Genomic DNA, 19,637 nt, shown 5'->3' with positions numbered 1-19,637 from the left:
TCAGGGACGGATGCGCTGGATGCTGGTGATGCGGTCGACGTAGCTGTGGGCCTCGTCGAACAGCAAGGGAGTCAACGGCGACACCGACACCCCGTTGAGGCGGGCACGGGCCACGCGGCCTTCGCCGTCGCGGTAGCTGATGCCGGTGGTGTCGTGGATCACGTAGGGCTCGCCGTTGCGCTCGCCGATCGCCATCATCACGTGGCCGGGGATGTAGATCAGGTCGCCGACCTGCAGCTCGCGCACCGCCTTCATGCGCGCCGCGCGGTCGTCCTGCTCGCCGAAGGCGATGCGGTTGAGCGCCGGGCTCACCGCCTGGTCGCGGGTATTGCGCGGCAGGCTCACGCCGAAACTGCGATAGACGTCGGAGACGAAGCCGCTGCAGTCGCGCGCGTTGTAGGAGTGGCCCCAACCGTAGCGCTCGCCCAGGAACTTGAAGCCCTGGCGCAGCAGGTTGGCCTTGGTCAGCGGCAGGTAGCGCTCAGTGGTGTCCTGGTTCTTGGGCAACAGCGCCGGGGCGAAGCTCAGGCGGCCGTCGTCGCCGCGCACCGGCAGTTCGATCACGTGCGCGGTATAGGGATGCTGGCCGTTGACCGGGCGGTCCGGCGGCCAGTCGGCCAGCAGCGGCACGCGCACGCCCATGTCGAGCTGCAACTGCGACAGCTGCGGCCGCTCCGGCGTGTACACGGTGCGCGCGGTCGCGCCGGTGACGATCAGCTGGGGGCTGCGCCGGCCGTAACCGAACACCGCCGCGGCCTCGCCCTGGGCGACATGGCGCTGCTCGACCCAGGCCGTGTACAGCGGGCTGACCACGAACCACCAACGCCGGTCGCGGCTCTCGTGGACTATGGCGACCGGATCGCCGGGGAACAGGCCGCTTTCCTGGAAGCGGTCGATGTCGTGGTCGTCGGGCGAATTGAACACGCGCAGCGGGGTCGGGAACGCGCGCAGGTCGGCACGCTGCACGATCAGGCCGTAGCGCAGCGGCTGTTGCGCGGGAATCGCCTCCAGATCCAGCGCCTCCTGCAGGCCGTCGAGCACGCCAGCGGCGATGGGCTGGCCGCGCTCGTCGTACAGCGCCTGTGCCGGCCGCTCCGACACCGAGGCGATCCAGGCGCGGACCTGTTCGCGCGTGACCGTCGCCGGAAGGCTTTCCAAGTCGTGCACCGAGGCGTCGAGTTCGCGCAAGCGCGCGTTCTGCGCCGCGATCGCTTGCGCATCCAGCACCACGCGATCCGCGCGCGCCTGTCGCTGGATCCAGTATTCCGCATTCAATTGGCGTTCCTCCACGCCGATCACGCCATGGGCGGGGATGGGCAGCGCGGTCGGCGGCGTCGCCGCGAGCGGCTGCAGCGCGGCGCCGAACAGGCCGGCCGCGGCGAACAGGACGAGGAGCGGACGCATCGGATCAGACTCCCGTGGGCGAAAGGCCGGACAACACGCCGGCCATGAACAAACCGATGCCGGTGCCCAGCACCAGGCCCAGCATCGCCAACAGCACCGCCGCCGGCACCAGCGCGCGCGAATAGGTCGCCGCCAGCACCGGCGCGGTCGCCATGCCGCCGATCTGGGCCAGCGAGGAGATCCCGCACAGGTACAGATCGAAGCGGAACGCGCGCGCGGCCAGCGCGAACAGGCCCACGTGCAGCACCAGCACGGTGAAGCCGACCAGCACGAACAGCGGCGCGGCCGACATGCCGGCGAAATTGCTCTGCGAGGCCAGCACCGCGACCAGGCAGGCCAGCAGCGCGCCCGCCAGCGGCGCCGGCACCGGCGAGCGGGTCAGCGGCGTGCGCGCGAGCACCAGCCCGGCGACCGTCGCGATCAGCACTGTCCAGGCGGTCACGGTCAGGAAACCCTGGGCCGGCAGCAGGGCGGCCAGCGCCATCGCGCCGTTGCCGACCAGCAAGGCGATGCCCAGCCACAGCAGCACGCCGCCCGCACTGGCTTCGCCGTGCGCGGGCGGCGCGGCGGCGAGCGGCAGCGCGCGTTCGTCGGCGCGGGTCCAGCGATTGAACGCGGGCGCGAAACGCACCGCCGAGAACAGCAGCACCACCCACACCGAGTAGCACAGCGCGTCGGCCAGCAGCACCGGCGGCAGCAGGTTGTCGGGCAGGCCGATCGATTGCTTGACCGCGACCAGGTTGGCCGAGCCGCCGGTCCAGGTCGCGCTGAGCGCGGCCAGCATCTTCCAGCCGTCGGCGGGCAGGGCGTTGCGGAAGATCAGATAGGCCAGCACGATCGCGGCCAGGATGCTGGCCATCGCGCAGGCGAACACCGCCAGCATGCGCGGGCCCAGCGCCAGGATCGCGCGCAGGTCGCAGCCGACCATCAGCAGGAACAGCAGCGCCGGCAGCAACTGCGTGGTGAGCTGGCGCTGGGCGTCGGCGATCTGCTGCGTGCTCTGCCACAGGCCGGCCACCGCCAGCGCGGTCACCAACAGATAGGTCAGCACGATAGGCGGCAGCACCGAGAACACGCGCCAGCGGTAGCGCCGCTCCAGCGACGGAAACAGGCCGGCCGCCAGCAGCACCACCGCCAGATAAGGCCAGACCGTTTCGATCATCGCGTCCCCTCGCTAGCGCCGGCCGCTGGTCGCGACCGGCTCAGTGGGAATACATACTTCACAACGAGAATTTGTCAAGAATAAATTATTGACCAGCCCGTCCGGCCATGTTACACAGCCGTGACTGGGTCCTCGGATGGTCTGGCTGCGACGTGGAAACTCCCGTGCTTCCGCTAGCTTCGGCGACGCCGCCGGCACGCGCCATGTGCCAGGTCGTGCGCGGACTGTGCCTGGCGGGCCTGCTGTCCGCGCTGCCGGCGACCGCCGCCGACTACGACCGCGGCCCCCGCGACATCGTCGCCCTGGTCGACGCCGGCCGTTTCCGCGACGCCGACGCGGCGATCGATTCGGCCTTGGCGCGTCCGGGCGTGAGCGCCGGCGAACGCGCGGCGCTGCAATTCCAGCGCGAGCGCATGCGCCGCATCCGCCTGGACTTTCCGCTAAGCGAAGCCGAAACCCGACGCAAACTGGGCGAGCTGATTCCGGATCTGCGCGACGACGACTTCGCGGCCTGGAAGCGTTCCAACCGGCTCGAACACCTGGACATCGACGGCACGCCGTACTACTTCAACCGCGCCGTCTCCAATCTGTTCCTGGTCGATCCCGCCGCCGATGCGCGCCGGCGTCCGCCGCGCACACCCGGCAACGGACCGATGGAGCAGGCCAACGCCTACCACGAGCAAGCGCTGCGCGAGGCGCGCGCGAGCGGCAACAGCAGCGTCGCCCCGCGTCGCGTGCGCGTGACCCAGTCCATCGTGGTGAAGGCCGACGCGGTGCCGGCCGGCCAGACGCTGCGCGCCTGGATCCCGTACCCGCGCCTGCGCCCGGGCCAACAGGAAGACCTGGTCTTCCTCGACAGCACGCCCGCCGCGCACCGGATCGCGCCGGAGTCCGCCCAGCAACGCACGGTCTATCTGGAACAGGCCGCCAAGGCCGGGCAGCCGACCCATTTCTCGATCAGTTACGAGCTCACCGTCTACGGCCAGGTGCATCGCATCGATCCGGAGCGAGTACAGGCCTTGGGCGATCGTCCCGAACTCGCGCCTTACCTGGGCGAACGCGCGCCGCACATCGTCTTCACCGAGGCCCTGCGCCGCTACTCGCGCGAGGTCGTCGGCGACGAGACCAATCCCGCGCGCATCGCGCAAAAGCTCTACGCCGCGGTCGACCGCATTCCCTGGGCCGGCGCGCGCGAATACTCCACGCTGTCCAACATCAGCGACTACGCCCTGCACGCCGGCCATGCCGACTGCGGCCAGCAGACCCTGCTGCTGATGGCCCTGCTGCGCTTGAACGGCATTCCCGCGCGTTGGCAGTCGGGCATGGTCTATTCCGACGGCGATTACGACAACCTGCACGACTGGGGCTGGCTGTACCTGGCGCCCTACGGTTGGGTCCCGATGGACGTCACCACGGGGCGGTTCCAGGACGCCAAGGATCCCGGCGTGGAGTGGTTCTACTTCGGCGGACTCGATGCCTACCGCATCGCGTTCAACGACGACTACGGGACCGATCTGGTCCCGGCGAAACGGCATTTCCGTTCGGAAACCGTGGATTCGCAGCGCGGCGAAGTGGAGTGGGCGGGGGGCAACCTCTACTTCGACCAGTGGGATTACCGCTTCAAAGCACAAGTACTGCCGACGACCGGCCACGCGCCGTAGCGGCAGCTCACCACATGGCCATGCTCTAGGGGAAACGGAAACATGCGCGCAACAACGATGAGGAAGACCGCGCTCTGCATCGCGATGGGGCTCTGCTTCGGTTCGATGTCCATGGGCGCGCTGGCGGCCAACAACGACGGCTCGCTGGCCGGCCGCACCACGCCAGGCGCCGAGGTCACGATCCGCAGCCCGGACACCGGCTTCACCCGCACGGTCAAGGCCGACGAGCAGGGCAACTACCGCTTTCCGTTCTTGCCGGTGGGGCAGTACACCTTGCAGACCAGTGTCGATGGGGCGGCGAGCGAGCCCACGCCGGTGACGGTGTCGCTTGGCACCACCACCAACGTCAATGTCGGCTCGCAGGCTGCGACCGATCTGGCGGCGGTACAGGTGGTGGGGACGCGCGGGATCAGTCCGGTGGATGTCAGCTCGACTGAGATCGCGACCAACATCACCCGCGAGCAGATCGACGTGTTGCCGGTGCAACGCGACGTGGTCTCGGTGGCGCTGCTGGCGCCGGGCGTGGTTAAGGGCAAGGGCTCGCTGGGTGGGCAGGGCCTGTCTTTCGGTGGATCGTCGATCGCCGAGAACACGGTCTACATCAACGGCCTCAACGTCACCGACTTCTACAACCGTGTCGGCTTCTCCTCGGTGCCGTTCAATTTCTATCGGGAGTTCCAGGTCAAGACTGGTGGCTATTCGGTCGAGTTCGGGCGCAGCACGGGCGGCGTGATCAATGCGGTCACGCGCTCGGGTAGCAATGACTTCCATGCCGGCGCCGAGCTGAACTTCGAACCGCGCGCCTGGCAGTCCGCGGCTAAGGACCGGGTCGACCGCAGCGGTACGCGCTATCTGACCGCGAGTCAGGACGATTACTCCCGTACCACGCTCAATGCTTTTGCGTCCGGCGCGCTGATCAAGGATCGACTGTTCTTCTTCGGTATGTACGAGGCACGCGACTACGCGCCACGCAACACCAACGACGCCGGAACCGTCTACAACATGGGAAAAGCCACTGACCCGTTCTGGGGTGGCAAGTTGGACTGGCAGATCAACGACAACCACCTACTGTCGCTATTCGGCTTCTCGGACAAGAATCGTACGACCACCGACGTCTTCGGATACGACTTCGACACGAAGACCAGGGGGCAGCGCACCAATCAGATATATAACGACACGGGCGGAACCAACTGGGCCCTGTCGTACTCCGGCTACTTGTCGGACTCCTTCTCAATGAAGCTGCTGTACGGCGAGAATGAACGAGAACGCGCCCAAAGTAGCCTCAACGACATCACCTGTAACCGGGTGGTCGAGAATCGTACGGCTAGCCAAGGTGTTCCAGTAAATCTGCAGGGAGATCGCGGCTGTACGTCCAGCTCGTTGATCGAGAATGCGATCGACAATCGAAAGGCTGCGCGCGCCGACTTCGAGTGGCAACTCGGCGACCATTTGTTTCGCTTCGGCTTGGACCATGAGGAGAACACGTCGGATTACCAACGCTACTACCCCGGACCCAGCGGCTACCGATACGACGTCTACTATCGAAATCCGGGCGCGCCGCTCAACGGCGGCGTCGTTCCGGCCAGCGGCCTCGTCGTTCGCACGAGACGGCTTGAAGTCGACGGCAGTTTCGAAACCATCAATTCAGCCTACTACCTGGAAGACAATTGGTCGGTCACGCCGAACCTGCTGCTGAACCTGGGCGTGCGTCTGGAGGCGTTCGACAATATGGGCGGAGACGGCAAGAGTTATATCAAGATCGACGATATGCTCGCGCCGCGCTTCGGTTTCTCTTGGGATATGAAGGGAGACGGCACCACCAAGTTGTTCGGCAACATCGGCCGCTATTTCCTGCCCGTGGCCAACGTGATCAACATCAAGCAGGCCGGCGGCTTCCTCGACGAACGGACCTGGTACGAGTTCCTGGGCTATGGAGCGGGGCCGCAGAACACGCCCATCCTCGGCGGTCAGATCGGACCGGTCGACAACTCGCAGGGCGACGGCACCGTGCCGGACCTGCGGGCTGAAGTGAATCGCGACATGGAACCGGTCTACCAGGACGAAGCCATACTCGGATTCCAGCAGATGTTCGGCGACCATTGGTCGTGGGGAATCACCGGCACCTATCGCAAGCTGCACGATGCCATCGACGACATGAACATCACGGCGACTGGGCGTTGCGGTGAGGTCGACAGTGTCTGGATCATGGGCAACCCTGGCCGAGTCAACACGGTTTGGGGCGATACCGACTGCGACGGCAGTAACGACGGCTGGATCGATATCGACACCTCCCGCGAGGGCTGGGCCCTATACGACGACGCCGGCAACTACGTCGGGCAGACCGGCTGGGTGAAGCCGCGCCGCACCTATAAGGCGATCGAGTTGCAGTTGGATCGCGCCTGGGACGGTAGGTGGGCGTTTAACGCGTCTTACACTTATTCGAAGAGCGAAGGCAATGCCGAAGGGCCGGTGAATTCGGATACCGATTTCGCGGACAGTGGACGCACCGAGAACTTCGATAATCCGTGGGTGAACTACAACGGTTACGGCTATCTTGCGAATGATCGTCGCCACCAGTTGAAGCTGCGCGGCGCCTATGCAGTCGGCGATCATTGGTTGTTCGGCGCGACGCTGGACGTCAAGTCGGGTTCGCCGATAACCGGTTTCGGCGCAGGCAATCCGTTCGACGAGACTGACTTCCACAGTTACTACATCTGCGTGCAAAACTGCACGTCCACCGTCCCGTCGCAGCGCGTTTACGTCTTGTCTCCGCGCGGAGGCTACGGACGTACCGATTGGACCTATGACCTCGGCGCCAGCGTGACCTATCAGGCCAAGCTGGGGCGTGCAGATCTGAAGGTTAAGTTTGCCGTCTACAACCTGTTCAACCAGCAGCGCGAGCTGGCGGTCGACCAGGACCTGGAGCCGCAAGACAGCATCGGTACCCCGAATGAACGCTTCGGTCTTGGGAGCAGCTTCCAGGAGCCGCGTCATGCTCAGTTGACCGTTTCCGTCAACTTCTAGAAACCCCTTGCCGGCGAGCCGTGGCTTGCGGTTCGCCGGCCTTTTCCGTTTCGCATGACGGCGAACCTGTCTCGCGTTGCCCACTCGGATGCTTGATGACCGAAGTTACGTCTTGTCTCGACGGCGTCGACCTGCACGCCCTAGCCGAGCAGGTCGGCACCCCCTGTTACGTCTACTCCGCCAACGCGATCCGTGAACGCGTGCAAAGCCTGCAAGACGCGTTGCAGGGGCTGGACGCGCGCATCTGCTACGCGGTCAAGGCCAATTCGAATCTGGCGATACTGCAGTTGATGGCCGGGCAGGGCGTCGGCGCCGACATCGTGTCGGTCGGCGAACTCAGACGCGCGTTGCGGGCTGGAATTCCGCCGCAGGCCGTCGTGTTCTCGGGCGTGGGCAAGACCGCCGGCGAAATGGCGGAGGCGCTGGCGGCGGGCGTCTGGCGCTTCAATGTCGAATCCCAGGACGAACTGCAGACCCTGCAGCGCGTCGCGGCCGGGCAGGGCGTCGTCGCGCAGGCGTCGGTCCGCGTCAATCCGGACGTGGATGCGGGCACGCACGCCAAGATTTCGACCGGCAAGTCGGAGAACAAGTTCGGCGTGTCCATAGGCGAGGCGCGGCGCTGGTTTGCCGAGGCCGCCCTTTATCCCAACGTCCGCCTCGACGGCCTGCATGCGCATATCGGTTCGCAGATCCTGCAGCTGGCGCCGATCCGCCTGGCCTTGCAGCGCGTGGCCGCGTTCGCGCGGGAGTTGGCCGGCCAGGGCCACGCGCTGAGCTGCATCGATGTCGGCGGCGGCCTGGGCGTGCGCTACCGGCAGGACCAGGACCCACCGCTGACCGCGGACGAGTATGCGGCGATGCTGCGCGAGACCTTCGCCGGATTCGCCGGCCGCCTGATCCTGGAACCCGGCCGTTACCTGGTCGCCGAGGCCGGGCTGCTGTTGACCCGGGTGATCCGGGTCAAACCCGGCCAGGCGCGCGACTTCCTGATCGTCGACGCGGCGATGAACGATCTGCAGCGCCCGGCCCTGTACGACGCCTGGCACGACATCCTGCCCCTGCATGGGCGCGATGCGCAGACGGTCGCCTACGACGTGGTCGGCCCGGTCTGCGAAACCGGCGACACCTTCGCGCTGCAGCGGCGGATGCCGGCTTGCCGCGCGGGCGACCTGATCGCGATCGCCGGCGCCGGCGCCTACGGGGCCTCGATGGCCTCGACCTACAACTCGCGGCCGCTGGCCGCCGAGGTCTTGTTGGACCGCGGCCGTTACGCGCTGGTGCGGCGCCGCCAGGACTTCGATGCGATGATCGCCGACGAACGCCCGGCGCAGGAGTGGCTGACCGCATGAAGCGTCCCTGGTTGATCCTGTTCGCCGCGCTCGGCTGCGCGGCGCCCGCGCTCGCGCAGCAGGCGCCGCAGCCGCAAGCCGCGATGGACGCCATCGTCGACGAGGTGGTCCAACGCTACCGCCTGCCCGGGCTCGCCATCGGCGTGGTCGAGAACGGCGAGGTCGTATACCGGCGCGGAGTCGGCGAGCTGGTGGCGGGCGGCGGCGAGCCGGTCACGCCGCAGACCCTGCTCAAGATCGCCTCCAACAGCAAGTCCATGACCACCGCCTTGCTGGCGCGCCTGGTCGATGCCGGCAAGCTGCGCTGGGACGACCCGGTGATCAAGCACCTGCCGCAGTTCCGCATGTACGACGACTGGGTCACGCGCGAGATGCAGGTACGCGACCTGCTGATCCACGACAGCGGCCTGCGCGCGGGCGCCGGCGACCTGATGCTGTGGCCGGAGCCGAACCGCTTCAGTCGCGCCGACGTGATCCACGGCCTGCGCTACCTCAAGCCCGTGCACAGCTTCCGCTCGCGCTACGACTACGACAACCTGATGTACATCGTCGCCGGCGAAGTCGCCGCGGCGGCGGGCGGCGCGCCCTACGAAACCCTGCTGCGCCGCGAGGTGTTCCAGCCCCTGGGTTTGCAAGGCTGCCGGATCGGCGAATGGCGCCGCGACAGCGTCGGCAGCGTCGCCCAGCCGCACCGGCGCGAAGGCGAGCGCAATCTGCCGGTGCGCCAAGACGGCGCCGTGATCGCCAACACCACCATGGCCGCGGCCGGCGGCGTGCGCTGCAGCTTGGACGACATGCTGGTCTGGGTCCGCAGCTGGTTGCGCCCCGAGCCCTCCGCCACGCCCTGGTTGTCGGCCGAGCAGCGGCGTGCGCTGTGGGCGCCGCAAATGCCGATGCCGGTGTCGCAGCGTCAGCGCGATTGGGACGGCAGCCGCTACAGCGCCTACGGCTACGGCTGGCGTCTGTCCGACGTCGACGGCCGCTTCAAGGTCTCGCACACCGGCACCCTGATGGGCATGTACTCGGTGGTGACGATGCTGCCCGAGCGCGACGTCGGCTTCGTGATCCTGATCAACGGCGAAGCCGAGGAAGCACGCACGGTGTTGAACCAGGTGCTGGTCAAACATTACACCGCGCCCGAGCAGCGGCGCGACGTCGCCCACTACGCGCAGGCGTTGGAACGAGAGCGCGCCGCCACGCCCGCCGCGCGACGCGCGCCCGACACCTCGGCGCGACGCCCGGCCGAAGTCCAGGCCCTGCGGAACTGGCTGGGCCGCTATCGCGACCCCTGGTTCGGCGAGGTCGCGCTCTGCGCCCGTGACGGCCGCGTGCGCTTCGTCTCGCAGAAGTCGCCGATGCTCAGCGGCACCGTGCAGCGCGTCGGCGAACGCTGGCTGGTCGACTGGGACGAAGCCAGCGTCGACGCCGAGGCCTGGCTGACGTTCGCGGCCGACGCGGCCCTGGGCGCGGCCGGCCTGACCCTGGCGAAGGTCGATCCCGAGGCCGATTTCAGCTACGACTATGAGGACCTGGCCTTCGTGCGCGCGGGTCGGTGCGCGGACACCGACCGAAAGTAGGACGGGGCCGCGGGGTTGGCATTGCCGTAGCGTTATCCCGCTCTTGAAGCGCCAGCGCGATCCCGGGCCAAGCGATCAAACCGGCTCCGCTCGGTCGAGCTGCCGTTCTCCGAAGGCGTCCGTACCGACCATGTGGCGCACGGCACTGGGTTGTACAACGGCTGCGTCCCGGCGCCCGCCGTTCGGCCGAATTCGAAACAAAAGCTATCGTTTGAACATGCCTGGCCTGTGCGCTCGCTATCTTTGCCTTGGCGCACACTGCCGGCCATGACTCCGACGACCACGACCCAGACGACCCAGGTTCGGCCGTTCCATGCGTAGCAAACTGTTCGTGCCCGGAACGCGGCCTGAGCTGTTCGCCAAGGCCCTGGCCGGCGAGGCCGATGCCCTGTCCTTCGACCTGGAAGACGCCGTCGCCGCCGAACGCAAGGACGCCGCGCGGGTGGCGGTGGCCGAGTTCGTCGGCTCCGATGCGCTCGCGGCCAGCGCCAAGCTGGCGATCGTGCGCGTCAACGCGCCGGACTCACCCTGGTTCGCGGCCGACCTGGCCGCGGTGGCGCGGCCGGGCGTGGACCTGCTGAACCTGCCCAAGATCGAATCGGCCGAGGCCGTGCGCGCGGCGGTGGCCGGGGTGGAAGCGGCCGAGGCCGGCAACGGCGTCGAACGGCCGATCGGCCTGCTGATCAATATCGAAACCCCGCGCGCGCTCGCCGCCGCGGCGCAGATCGCCGCCGCGCATCCGCGCGTGGCCGGGCTGCAGTTGGGGCTGGGCGATCTGTTCGAGCCTGAAGGCGTGGACCGGCGCGACCGCGCCAACGTGCATGCGGCGATGTTCGCCCTGCGCATGGCCGCGGCGCAGGCGGGGGTGTTCGCCCTGGACGGCGCCTATGCGGATCTGCAGGACGACGAGGGCTATCGCGCCGAGGCCGCGATGGCGCGGCGCCTGGGCTTTCTCGGCAAGACCTGCGTGCATCCGCGCCAGATCGCGCTGGCCAACGCCGCCTTCGCCGCCACCGAGGCGGAGTTGGCGGCGGCGCAGCGTATCGTCGATGCGGCGGCGCAGGCGCCGGAGCGCGGCGTGTTCGTGGTCGACGGCCGTATGATCGATCTGCCTTTCCTGAAACGTGCGCAGGCGCTGCTGGCTGCGAAGGGGCGTCAATGAGCGCGCAATCGATGCATCGATCGGGATCGTCCGCGTTCGCGGCCGGAGGGTGGTGGCGCGGGCTGCTGATGTCGTTGCTGCTGGCCGTGGTCGGCCCGCTGCATGCCGAAGCCCTGACGCCGATGCATTCCGAGCGCTTGCCCAGCCTGGCGACGCAGTCGCCGCTGGTCGGCATCGCCCGCGTGCAGGGCCGCGCGGTCGCGATCGTGCGCGACGGCGCCTGGTCGCTGGAGGAGGGCGCTCGCGCCTGGACGCCCTTGCGCTGGCCGGAACACGCGAATCCGTCCGAGGTCGTATCGCTGGTGCAGGACGGCGAGCGCGCCTATCTGCTGCTGGGGCAGGGCGAACCGGGTGTCGCGACGGGGGTCGCGCAGCTGAGCCTGAGCGGCGGCGCGATCGCGCTGCAGCCCCTGGCCGCATTGCCGGTCGCGCTGGGCGACGCGCGCGGCGCGCTGTCGGCGGACGCGTTCTATATCGCCGGCACGGCCGGCGACGGCGCTACACGGCTGCTGCAACTGCGCTTCGAGGACGAGCGCCCGCATTGGGCGACGCTGACGCCATGGCCCGGCGGTGGCGCCGCCCGTTCGCTGGTTGCGCAGACCAAGGCCTTGTTCGCGGTGGTGCCGGCCGACGACGGCGGCGATCGCGTGCTGCGCTGGTCGTCGGAGCAGGGCTGGACCGAGCCCAGCCGCGCGCCCGGCCGGGTCGTCGCCGGCTCCGGCCGCGCGATCGGCCAGGCCCATATTCTGTATCTGCTGGAAGAGGGCGCCGCCGCCAAGTTCGCGACCTATCAGACCATCACCGCCAGCTGGGCGACCCTGCCCGGCGCGCAGGCCGGCGCCAGCATCGCCACGGCGGCCTGGCCCGACGGCCTGGTCTGGGCCCAGGCCGGCGCCGACGGCGGCGGCATCGCCTTCGCCACGGCCCAGGTGCAGTCCAGCAAGCTGCGCCTGCACTGGCTGGACTGGCTCGTGATCGTGGTCTACCTGGCCGGCATGATCGGCATCGGCCTGTATTTCTACCTGCGCGAGAAGCGCGGCTCCACCGCCAACTTCTTCGTCGGCAACCGCACCATTCCGTTCTGGGCCGCAGGCATCAGCCTGTACGCGGCCAACACCAGCTCGATCAGTTTCATCGCGATCCCGGCCAAGGCCTTCGAGACCAATTGGCAGTACATGGCCAACAACGTGATCGCGGTGTTCGGCCTGATGTTCGTGGCGGTGTGGATCGTGCCGCTGCTGCGGCGCCTGGACCTGATGTCGGTGTTCTCCTACCTGGAGACGCGCTTCCACCCCTCGATCCGCATGCTGGCCAGCGCCTTGTGCGTGTTCGTGCAGATCGGCAGCCGCATGAGCGTGATCCTGTTCCTGCCGGCGCTGGCGATCGCCACCATCACCGGCATCAGCGTGTTCTGGAGCGTGATCCTGATGGGCGGCTTCACCATCGTCTACACCGCGATGGGCGGCATGAAGGCGGTGATCTGGACCGATTTCGTGCAGGTGATCGTGAAGATGGGCGGCGCGATCTTCGCCATCGGCTTCATGATCTGGAGCCTGCGCGGCGGCTTCGGCGAGTTCTGGTCGGCGGCGATGGCCGAGAACAAGATGCACACCTTCGACTTCAGCTTCGACCTGACCAAGGCCACGGTCTGGGGCTTCATCTTCCTGGTCCTGTTCGAGGTGGTGCTGACCTTCCCCAAGGACCAGGTGCTGATGCAGCGCACCCTGTCGACCAAGTCCGACCGCGAAGCCGGGCGTTCGATCTGGGCCTTCGCGGCGATCATGATCCCCGGCGGCATCGTCTTCTACACCATCGGCACCGCCCTGTTCGTCTACTACAAGGCCAACCCGGAGCGGATGAATCCGCTGCTGCCGATCGACGCCACCTTCCCGATGTTCATCGCCGCCGAACTGCCGGTGGGCGTGACCGGGCTGATCATCGCCGGCATCTTCGCCGCGGCCATGGCCACCCTGTCGGGCATCATGAATTCGGTGGCGACCCTGATCTCGGTGGACTTCTACGAGAAGCTGGCCAAGAACCGCACGCCCAAGCAGAGCGTGTTCTTCGCCGAGATGATGACGGTGGTGGTGGGCCTGGTCGGCATCGGCACGGCGCTGGTGCTGTCGCGCTTCGACATCCATTCGCTGTTCGACGTCTCGATCGAGCTGGCCGGCCTGCTCGGCGGCGGTTTCGCCGGCGCCTATACCCTGGGCATGTTCACCCGCCGCGCCAACTCGCCCGGCGTGGCGATCGGCATCGGCGCCAGCATCGTGCTGACCCTGGTGGTCTGGTCGTTCGACATGGTCCACCCGTACTTCTACCTGGCGATCTCGATCCTGTTGTGCATCGTGATCGGCTACCTGGCCAGCCTGATGTTCCCGGCGCCGACGCGTTCGCTGGAGGGGCTGACGATCTACGGGCGCAAGCAGGCGGCTGCCGCGGCGGCAGCGGCGGCGGCCGAAGCCGAGGCGTCGCGGTCCTGAGCGCACTCGCGCCCGCGCGGGGCCTCGTGTAGCCTGCCGGACAGCAGCAGCGAGCCGCCGTGGAAACCCAGTTCCTCAACACTTTCGTGACCGTCGTCGACCAGGGTTCCATGGCCGCGGCGGCGCGCGTGCTCGGGATCACCCCGGCCGCGGTCGCCCAGCAGATCCGCACCCTGGAACGCGAGATCGGCGCGCCCTTGATCGCGCGCGTCGGCCGCACCGTCAGCGTGACCGAGGAGGGCTCGCGGATCCTGTCGCGCACGCGGGAATTGTTGCGCAGCGTCGCCGACCTGCGCAGCGTGGCCAACGAGAGCGGGGTGTCGGGTGAGCTGCGCCTGGGCGCCTGCCCGACCGCGCTGGCCGGCATGCTGCCCGACGTGCTGGCGCGCATGGTCGAGACCTTTCCGCAGATCAACGTCTTCATCAAGCCGGGCTATTCGGCCGATCTCTACCACGCGGTGGAGAAGGGCGACCTGGACGCGGCGGTGGTGCTGCAGGCGCCATTCCCGCTGCCCAAGACCTGCGAATGGCAGCTGCTGCGCGAGGAGCCGCTGATCGTGCTGGCGCCGCAGAGCATGGCCGAGCGCGACCCGCACGAGCTGCTGGCGACCCAGCCGCTGATCCGCTACGACCGCCACCAGTGGGGCGGGCGCCAGGCCGACGAATACCTGCGCGCGGCCAACATCGTGCCGCGCGAGCGTTTCGAGCTCAATGCGCTCAACGCGATCGCGGTGATGGTCGACCGCGGCCTGGGCGTGTCGCTGGTCCCGGACTGGGCCAAGCCCTGGCCGGAAGGTCTCAAGCTGGCGCGCATCCCGCTGCCCGACGCCTCGGCCACGCGCCGGATCGGCATCGTCTGGTCGCGTTCCAGCGTGCGCGTGCGGCTGGTGACGGTGTTCCTGCAGGAAAGCCGCAAGGCCATGCAGACGGCGCAGCAGCGCTGAGCCCGGGGCCGCAGGCGTCCCGCGCGCTTGTTACGAACAATTGTTGCGGCGCGACATTTTTCCTGCGCACTCAAGCAACAAAACCTAGTCTCTGAACATAGCCGGCGGCGGTTCTATGCCCGTCGCCGAACGCATACGCTCGCTTGAAATACAACGGACTGCCGGGGCGTCGGGGGGCGTCGCCAGAGCGTAGCGCGGCCAGCGCGGTTCCACGCAGCATCGATCACGGACAGCGCCGCGACGGCGCCATCCGCCATCCGAATCCATCATTGAGATACGACATGGTCAAGCCACTCAGCGCCGCGATCAGCAGCATCCTGCTGCTCTCCGTCATTTCCGGCCAAGCCCGCGCGCAGGACGCCGAAGCGGCCGTAGACAGCGAAACCCAGGACAAGTCCGCGGTCGACCTGGACAACGTGGTCGTCACCGGCACGCGCAGCCCGAAGGCGGTCGACAAGATCCCGGGCGCGATCACCCTGGTGTCGAAGGAAGAAGTGCAGCGCAGCCTGGTCCTGACCGAGGACGCCACCGCGGTGCTGGCGCGCTCGGTGCCCGGCTACGCCGAATCCTCGCAGGCGATGAGCAACACCGGCGAGAACCTGCGCGGCCGCGTCGCGCTGCGCCTGTTCGACGGCGTGCCGCAGGGCTCGCCGCTGCGCGAGGGCACGCGCAACGCCACCTTCACCGACATGGGCATCGTCGGCCGCATCGAGGTCATCAACGGCCCCTCGGCTTCGGAGGGCATCGGCGCGGCGGGCGGCATCATCAACTACCTGTCGGCGGCGCCGACCAAGGAAGGCAACGAGGTCACCCTGATCTCGCGCTACTCCACCCAGTTCGGCGACGACAGCGACGGCTGGAAGCTCGGCCTGAACTTCGCCCGCAAGGACGGCGACTTCGACATGCTGGCCAGCGCGTCCATCATCGACCGCGGCATCAGCTACGACGCCGACGGCCGCCGCGTCGGCATGAACACCAGCGGCTCGGTCGCCGATTCCGAGGCGCGCAACCTGTTCCTCAAGGCCGGCTACAACTTCGGCGCCGACGGCACCCAACGCATCGAGGGCTCGGTCAGCCACTTCAAGATCGAGGGCAAGGCCAACTACATCCAGGTGCTGGGCTGCCGGCCGGAAGAGTTCGCGATCTGCGGCGAGACCCGCACCAACACCTCCGAGCGCGGGCAGATCTTCGGTTCCAAGGCCGCGTTCAACGACTTCAAGCAGTACCAGCTGACCTACAGCCACTTCGATCTGGGCGGCGGCACCCTGGTGGTCAACGCCTATATGGCCGACCAGGCGATGCGTTACCTGGTCGAGAATTCCTCCGACCGCCAGGACCCGCTGATCGCGCCTATCGGCACGATCTACGACCAGTCCGAAATCCTGACCGACAAGAAGGGCCTGCGTACGTCCTGGACCCGGCCCTCGCTGTTCTCGATCGATGGCTTGGAGTTGCGCGCCGGCCTGGACCTGGTCGAGGACACCGCCGAGCAGCGCCTGGCCCTGACCAACCGGGTCTGGGTGCCGCCGATGGAATACAAGAGCCGGGCGCCGTGGCTGCAGCTGTCCTGGGACGTGGGCCCGCTGACCTTCAGCGGCGGCATCCGTCGCGAAGACGGCGAGCTGCACGTGGACGACTACACCACCACCTGGTTCCGCGACCGCCGCTTCGTGCGCGGCGGCACCCTCGACTACCAGGAAAACCTGGTCAACGCCGGCGTGGTCTGGCGCATCAACGAAGGCTTCTCGGTGTTCGGCTCCTACGGCGAAGGCTTCACCCTGGCCAACGTCGGCATCCCGCTGCGCAATATCCAGTGCTCCAACGACAGCCCGGACGGCACCCAGCCCGACGGCTGCCCGAACGATCCGCAGATCAGCGTCGCCGACCTGCTGGATCTGAACGCCATCGTGGTCGACAACACCGAGTTCGGCTTCAACTGGCGCGGCAGCCGCGGCTCGCTCAGCGCCTCGCACTACGATTCCAAGTCCGACTTCGGCCAGTCGCTGTCGATCGATCCGGTCACCAACGATTTCGTGCTGCTGCGCGCGCCGGTGCGGATCAAGGGCTACGAACTGGCCGGCGACTATCGCTTCTCGGAGAAGTGGAAGTTCAGCGCGGTCTATTCGCACACCCGCGGCAAGACCTCGTTCTGGTCGGCCGATGCGGCCGGGCGTTATCCGGCGGGCGGTCTGAACCGGCCCATGGGCGTGCTCGACATCAACCCCGACAAGTTCGCCTGGTCGGTGACCTGGAACTTCGTGCCGCGCGGCGACATCACCCTGGGCGCGACCACGCTGTTCTCGCGCAAGCTGTCGGGCACCGACGTGCGCGCCTTCGACGGTCAGCGCTTCAGCTTCACCGAAGAGACCCACGGCTACACCCTGTTCGACCTGGGCATGAACTACGAGACCGAACGTTGGGGCCGGTTCTCGCTCGGCATCGAGAACCTGCTCGACAAGCAGTACATCCTGAGCTGGTCGCAGCCGCCGGGCGGCTTCCAGAACTACTGGGCCGGCCGCGGCCGCATGGTTTCGCTCACCCACACCATCAAGTTCTGAATATAAGAAGTGGCGCGTAACTCCCGAACTGCCGCCGACGGGCCCGTGGCCCGCGGCGGCTCTCTTTTCTCCGCGCGGGTTCGGCGCGCCTGCCTGTGCGGCCTGCTGGCCTGCTGCGCGGCGGTGGCCACCGCGCCGGCGGCCGTACCCGCGCCGCTGCCGGAATCCGCGCCCGAAGCGCAGGGCTATTCGGGCCCGCGTCTGCAACGCCTGCATGGGTTCATGGCCGAGACCACCGACGCGCGCGGCTATCTCGGCGGCGTCAGCCTGATCGCGCGCAATGGCCGCATCGTCGATTGGCGCGCCTACGGCTATCGCGACCTCGCGCGCAGCCGCCCGCTGCAACGCGACGACATCTTCCGCATCTATTCCATGAGCAAGACCGTCACCTCGGTGGCGGTGCTGATGCTGATGGAGGAGGGCAAGTTCGCTCTCGACGATCCGATCTCGCGCTACCTGCCCGGCTTCGACGCGCCGCAGGTGGTGAGCGGTGGCAGCGCGCAGGCGCCGCGGCTGCGGCCGGCGGCGCGGCCGATCACGATCCGCCATCTGCTGACCCACACCGCCGGCTTCGCCGCCGGCCGCCCCGGCGACGAGATCGCCCAGCAGTTGCTGCGGCGCGCCGATCCGCACGGCGCCGGCGATCTGCGCGGCTTCGTCGAGCGCCTGAGCCGGGTGCCGCTGGCGGCCGATCCGGGAACGCGCTTCGGCTACGACGGCGCGGCCCTGGAAACCCTGGCGCGCCTGGTCGAAGTCGCCAGCGATTCGAACTTCGATGCCTTCCTGCAGCAGCGCGTGTTCGCGCCGCTGCGCATGCGCGACACCGGCTTCCAGGTGCCGGCCGCGCAGCGCGCGCGCGTGGTCGACATCACCACCATGGGCGAGGACGGCCGCCTGCGCCTGGACGAGGGCCCCAGCGCCCGCGAACCCGGCGCGCCGCTCAATGCCTATGCCAGTGGGGCCGGCGGGCTGTATTCGACGGCCGGCGACTACCTGCGCTTCTGCCAGATGCTGCTGGACGGCGGCACGCTGGACGGCGAGACCCTGCTGGGCCGCAAGACGGTGGAGCTGATGATGCGCAACCACCTGACCATGTTGAATCCGCCGGTCACCCAGTTCAGCGATGCCGAAGGCTTCGGCCTGGGCGGCTACGTGGTGCTGGACCCGGCTCTGCGCGGTCAGCCCGGTTCGGTGGGCCAGTTCGGTTGGTCGGGCGCGGCCTCCACCAGCTACACCATCGACCCGCAGGAACGATTGGTCGCGATCCTGCTGCTGCAGCATCTGCCGCGCGAGGATCGCGCCGACCTGCCGCGGGTGGCGCGCCGTTTCTACGGCCTGGTCTATCAGGGGCTGGCGCCATGAGCGGGCGCGGCGGCGCCGTGCTGGTCGCGGGCTCGGCCAATCTGGATTTCGTGGTGCGCGCTACGCACGTGCCCGCGCCCGGCGAGACCGTGCTCGGCCAGGGTTTCGCGACCTACCCCGGCGGCAAGGGCGCGAACCAGGCCGTGGCCTGCGCGCGCGCGGGCGCGCCGACGCGCCTGCTGGCCGCGTTCGGCGACGATGCCTATGCCGCGCCGATCGAGGCATCCTTGCGGGCGGCCGGGGTGGAGCTGCAGGCGCTGCGCATCGCCGACCGCGCGACCGGCACCGCCTTCATCTGCGTGTCCGACGACGGCGAGAACGCGATCACCGTCGCTCCCGGCGCGAACGCCGCGCTGCTGCCCGAACACCTGCCGGACCTGCACGGCGTCGGCCATCTGCTGCTGCAACTGGAAACGCCGCTGGCCACGGTCGAGGCCTGGGCGCTGGCCGCGCGCGCGGCCGGTGTGCGGGTGATCCTGAATGCCGCGCCCGCGCAAGCCTTGCCGGAGCGCCTGTTGACCGCCGTGGACGTGCTGGTCGTCAACGAGGGCGAGCTGGCCGCGATCACCGGTGTGCACGACGACCTCGAGGCCGCACTGGCGCACCTGAACACCCCCTGGGTGATCGTGACCCTGGGCGCGCGCGGCTGTTGCGCGCGGATCGGCGACGACTTCCTGCATCAAGCCGCGTATCCGGTACGCGCCGTGGACACCACCGCCGCCGGCGACACGTTCTGCGGCACACTGGCGGCGGCGCTGGCCGCGGGCGAGGACGGCGCCGCGGCGCTGCGCCGCGCCAGCGCCGCGTCGGCCCTGGCCTGCACCCGCGCGGGCGCGCAATCCAGCGTGCCCGGCCGCGACGAGGTCGATGCGCTGCTCGCGCGCGCCTGCGACGCGACGCCATCCTGAGCCCGCCGCGTCGCCGGTCCCCCTTTCCGAACTTCCGATACGA

Annotated in this window: 12 protein-coding genes; 10 read left to right on the top strand and 2 right to left on the bottom strand. The window is 68.3% G+C overall.

Annotated features, from left to right (window positions below; translation table 11 throughout):
- Together V1318_RS08385 and V1318_RS08380 are read right to left on the bottom strand one after the other, a co-directional pair.
- Positions 1-1,404 carry an SH3 domain-containing protein gene (locus V1318_RS08385; protein ID WP_332939193.1) on the bottom strand — a complete coding sequence of 468 codons (1,404 nt, stop codon included), beginning with the start codon at positions 1,402-1,404 and terminating at the stop codon, positions 1-3.
- Positions 1,405-1,408: 4 nt separating this feature from the next.
- Complete coding sequence (locus V1318_RS08380; RefSeq protein ID WP_332939192.1) at positions 1,409-2,566, bottom strand: DUF819 family protein; 1,158 nt, start codon at positions 2,564-2,566, stop codon at positions 1,409-1,411.
- A 203-nt stretch (positions 2,567-2,769) separates the two neighbouring features.
- Between V1318_RS08380 and V1318_RS08375 the strand changes: the two genes are divergently transcribed.
- The 10 genes from V1318_RS08375 to V1318_RS08330 all read left to right on the top strand — a co-directional run bounded on the left by V1318_RS08375 (position 2,770) and on the right by V1318_RS08330 (position 19,594).
- Positions 2,770-4,227 carry a transglutaminase-like domain-containing protein gene (locus tag V1318_RS08375; RefSeq protein ID WP_332939191.1) on the top strand — a complete coding sequence of 486 codons (1,458 nt, stop codon included), beginning with the start codon at positions 2,770-2,772 and terminating at the stop codon, positions 4,225-4,227.
- 42 nt (positions 4,228-4,269) lie between these two features.
- On the top strand, positions 4,270-7,251 hold the full coding sequence (locus tag V1318_RS08370; protein ID WP_332939189.1) for a TonB-dependent receptor: 2,982 nt from the start codon (positions 4,270-4,272) through the stop codon (positions 7,249-7,251).
- Between the two features lie 95 nt (positions 7,252-7,346).
- Positions 7,347-8,600, top strand: coding sequence for a diaminopimelate decarboxylase (lysA, locus tag V1318_RS08365; RefSeq protein ID WP_332939188.1), 1,254 nt, complete (start codon positions 7,347-7,349; stop codon positions 8,598-8,600).
- Positions 8,597-10,177: a serine hydrolase gene (locus V1318_RS08360; protein WP_332939187.1), complete on the top strand. Its 1,581-nt coding sequence runs from the start codon at positions 8,597-8,599 to the stop codon at positions 10,175-10,177. Before lysA ends, V1318_RS08360 begins: the two co-directional genes overlap by 4 nt.
- Before the next feature lie 313 nt (positions 10,178-10,490).
- Positions 10,491-11,339: a CoA ester lyase gene (locus V1318_RS08355; RefSeq protein WP_332939186.1), complete on the top strand. Its 849-nt coding sequence runs from the start codon at positions 10,491-10,493 to the stop codon at positions 11,337-11,339.
- Between the two features lie 11 nt (positions 11,340-11,350).
- The gene (locus V1318_RS08350; protein WP_332939185.1) at positions 11,351-13,822 is read left to right on the top strand and encodes a sodium:solute symporter; all 2,472 of its coding nucleotides are present in this window, start codon (positions 11,351-11,353) and stop codon (positions 13,820-13,822) included.
- A gap of 59 nt (positions 13,823-13,881) precedes the next feature.
- Positions 13,882-14,766 carry a LysR family transcriptional regulator gene (locus V1318_RS08345; RefSeq protein WP_332939184.1) on the top strand — a complete coding sequence of 295 codons (885 nt, stop codon included), beginning with the start codon at positions 13,882-13,884 and terminating at the stop codon, positions 14,764-14,766.
- Between the two features lie 281 nt (positions 14,767-15,047).
- Positions 15,048-17,324 (top strand): TonB-dependent receptor, encoded by a 2,277-nt coding sequence (locus V1318_RS08340; protein WP_332939183.1) that lies wholly within the window; start codon positions 15,048-15,050, stop codon positions 17,322-17,324.
- A gap of 45 nt (positions 17,325-17,369) precedes the next feature.
- Positions 17,370-18,686 (top strand): serine hydrolase domain-containing protein, encoded by a 1,317-nt coding sequence (locus V1318_RS08335; RefSeq protein ID WP_332939182.1) that lies wholly within the window; start codon positions 17,370-17,372, stop codon positions 18,684-18,686.
- Positions 18,683-19,594 carry a ribokinase gene (locus V1318_RS08330; RefSeq protein WP_332939181.1) on the top strand — a complete coding sequence of 304 codons (912 nt, stop codon included), beginning with the start codon at positions 18,683-18,685 and terminating at the stop codon, positions 19,592-19,594. The genes V1318_RS08335 and V1318_RS08330 overlap by 4 nt, the downstream gene beginning before the upstream one ends.
- Positions 19,595-19,637 lie beyond the last annotated feature (43 nt).

Source organism: Lysobacter sp. CCNWLW3, from assembly GCF_036697405.1.
GTDB lineage: Bacteria > Pseudomonadota > Gammaproteobacteria > Xanthomonadales > Xanthomonadaceae > Lysobacter.
Note: the sequence above shows the minus strand (reverse complement) of the source record. Positions and strands in the feature narration are given on the sequence as shown.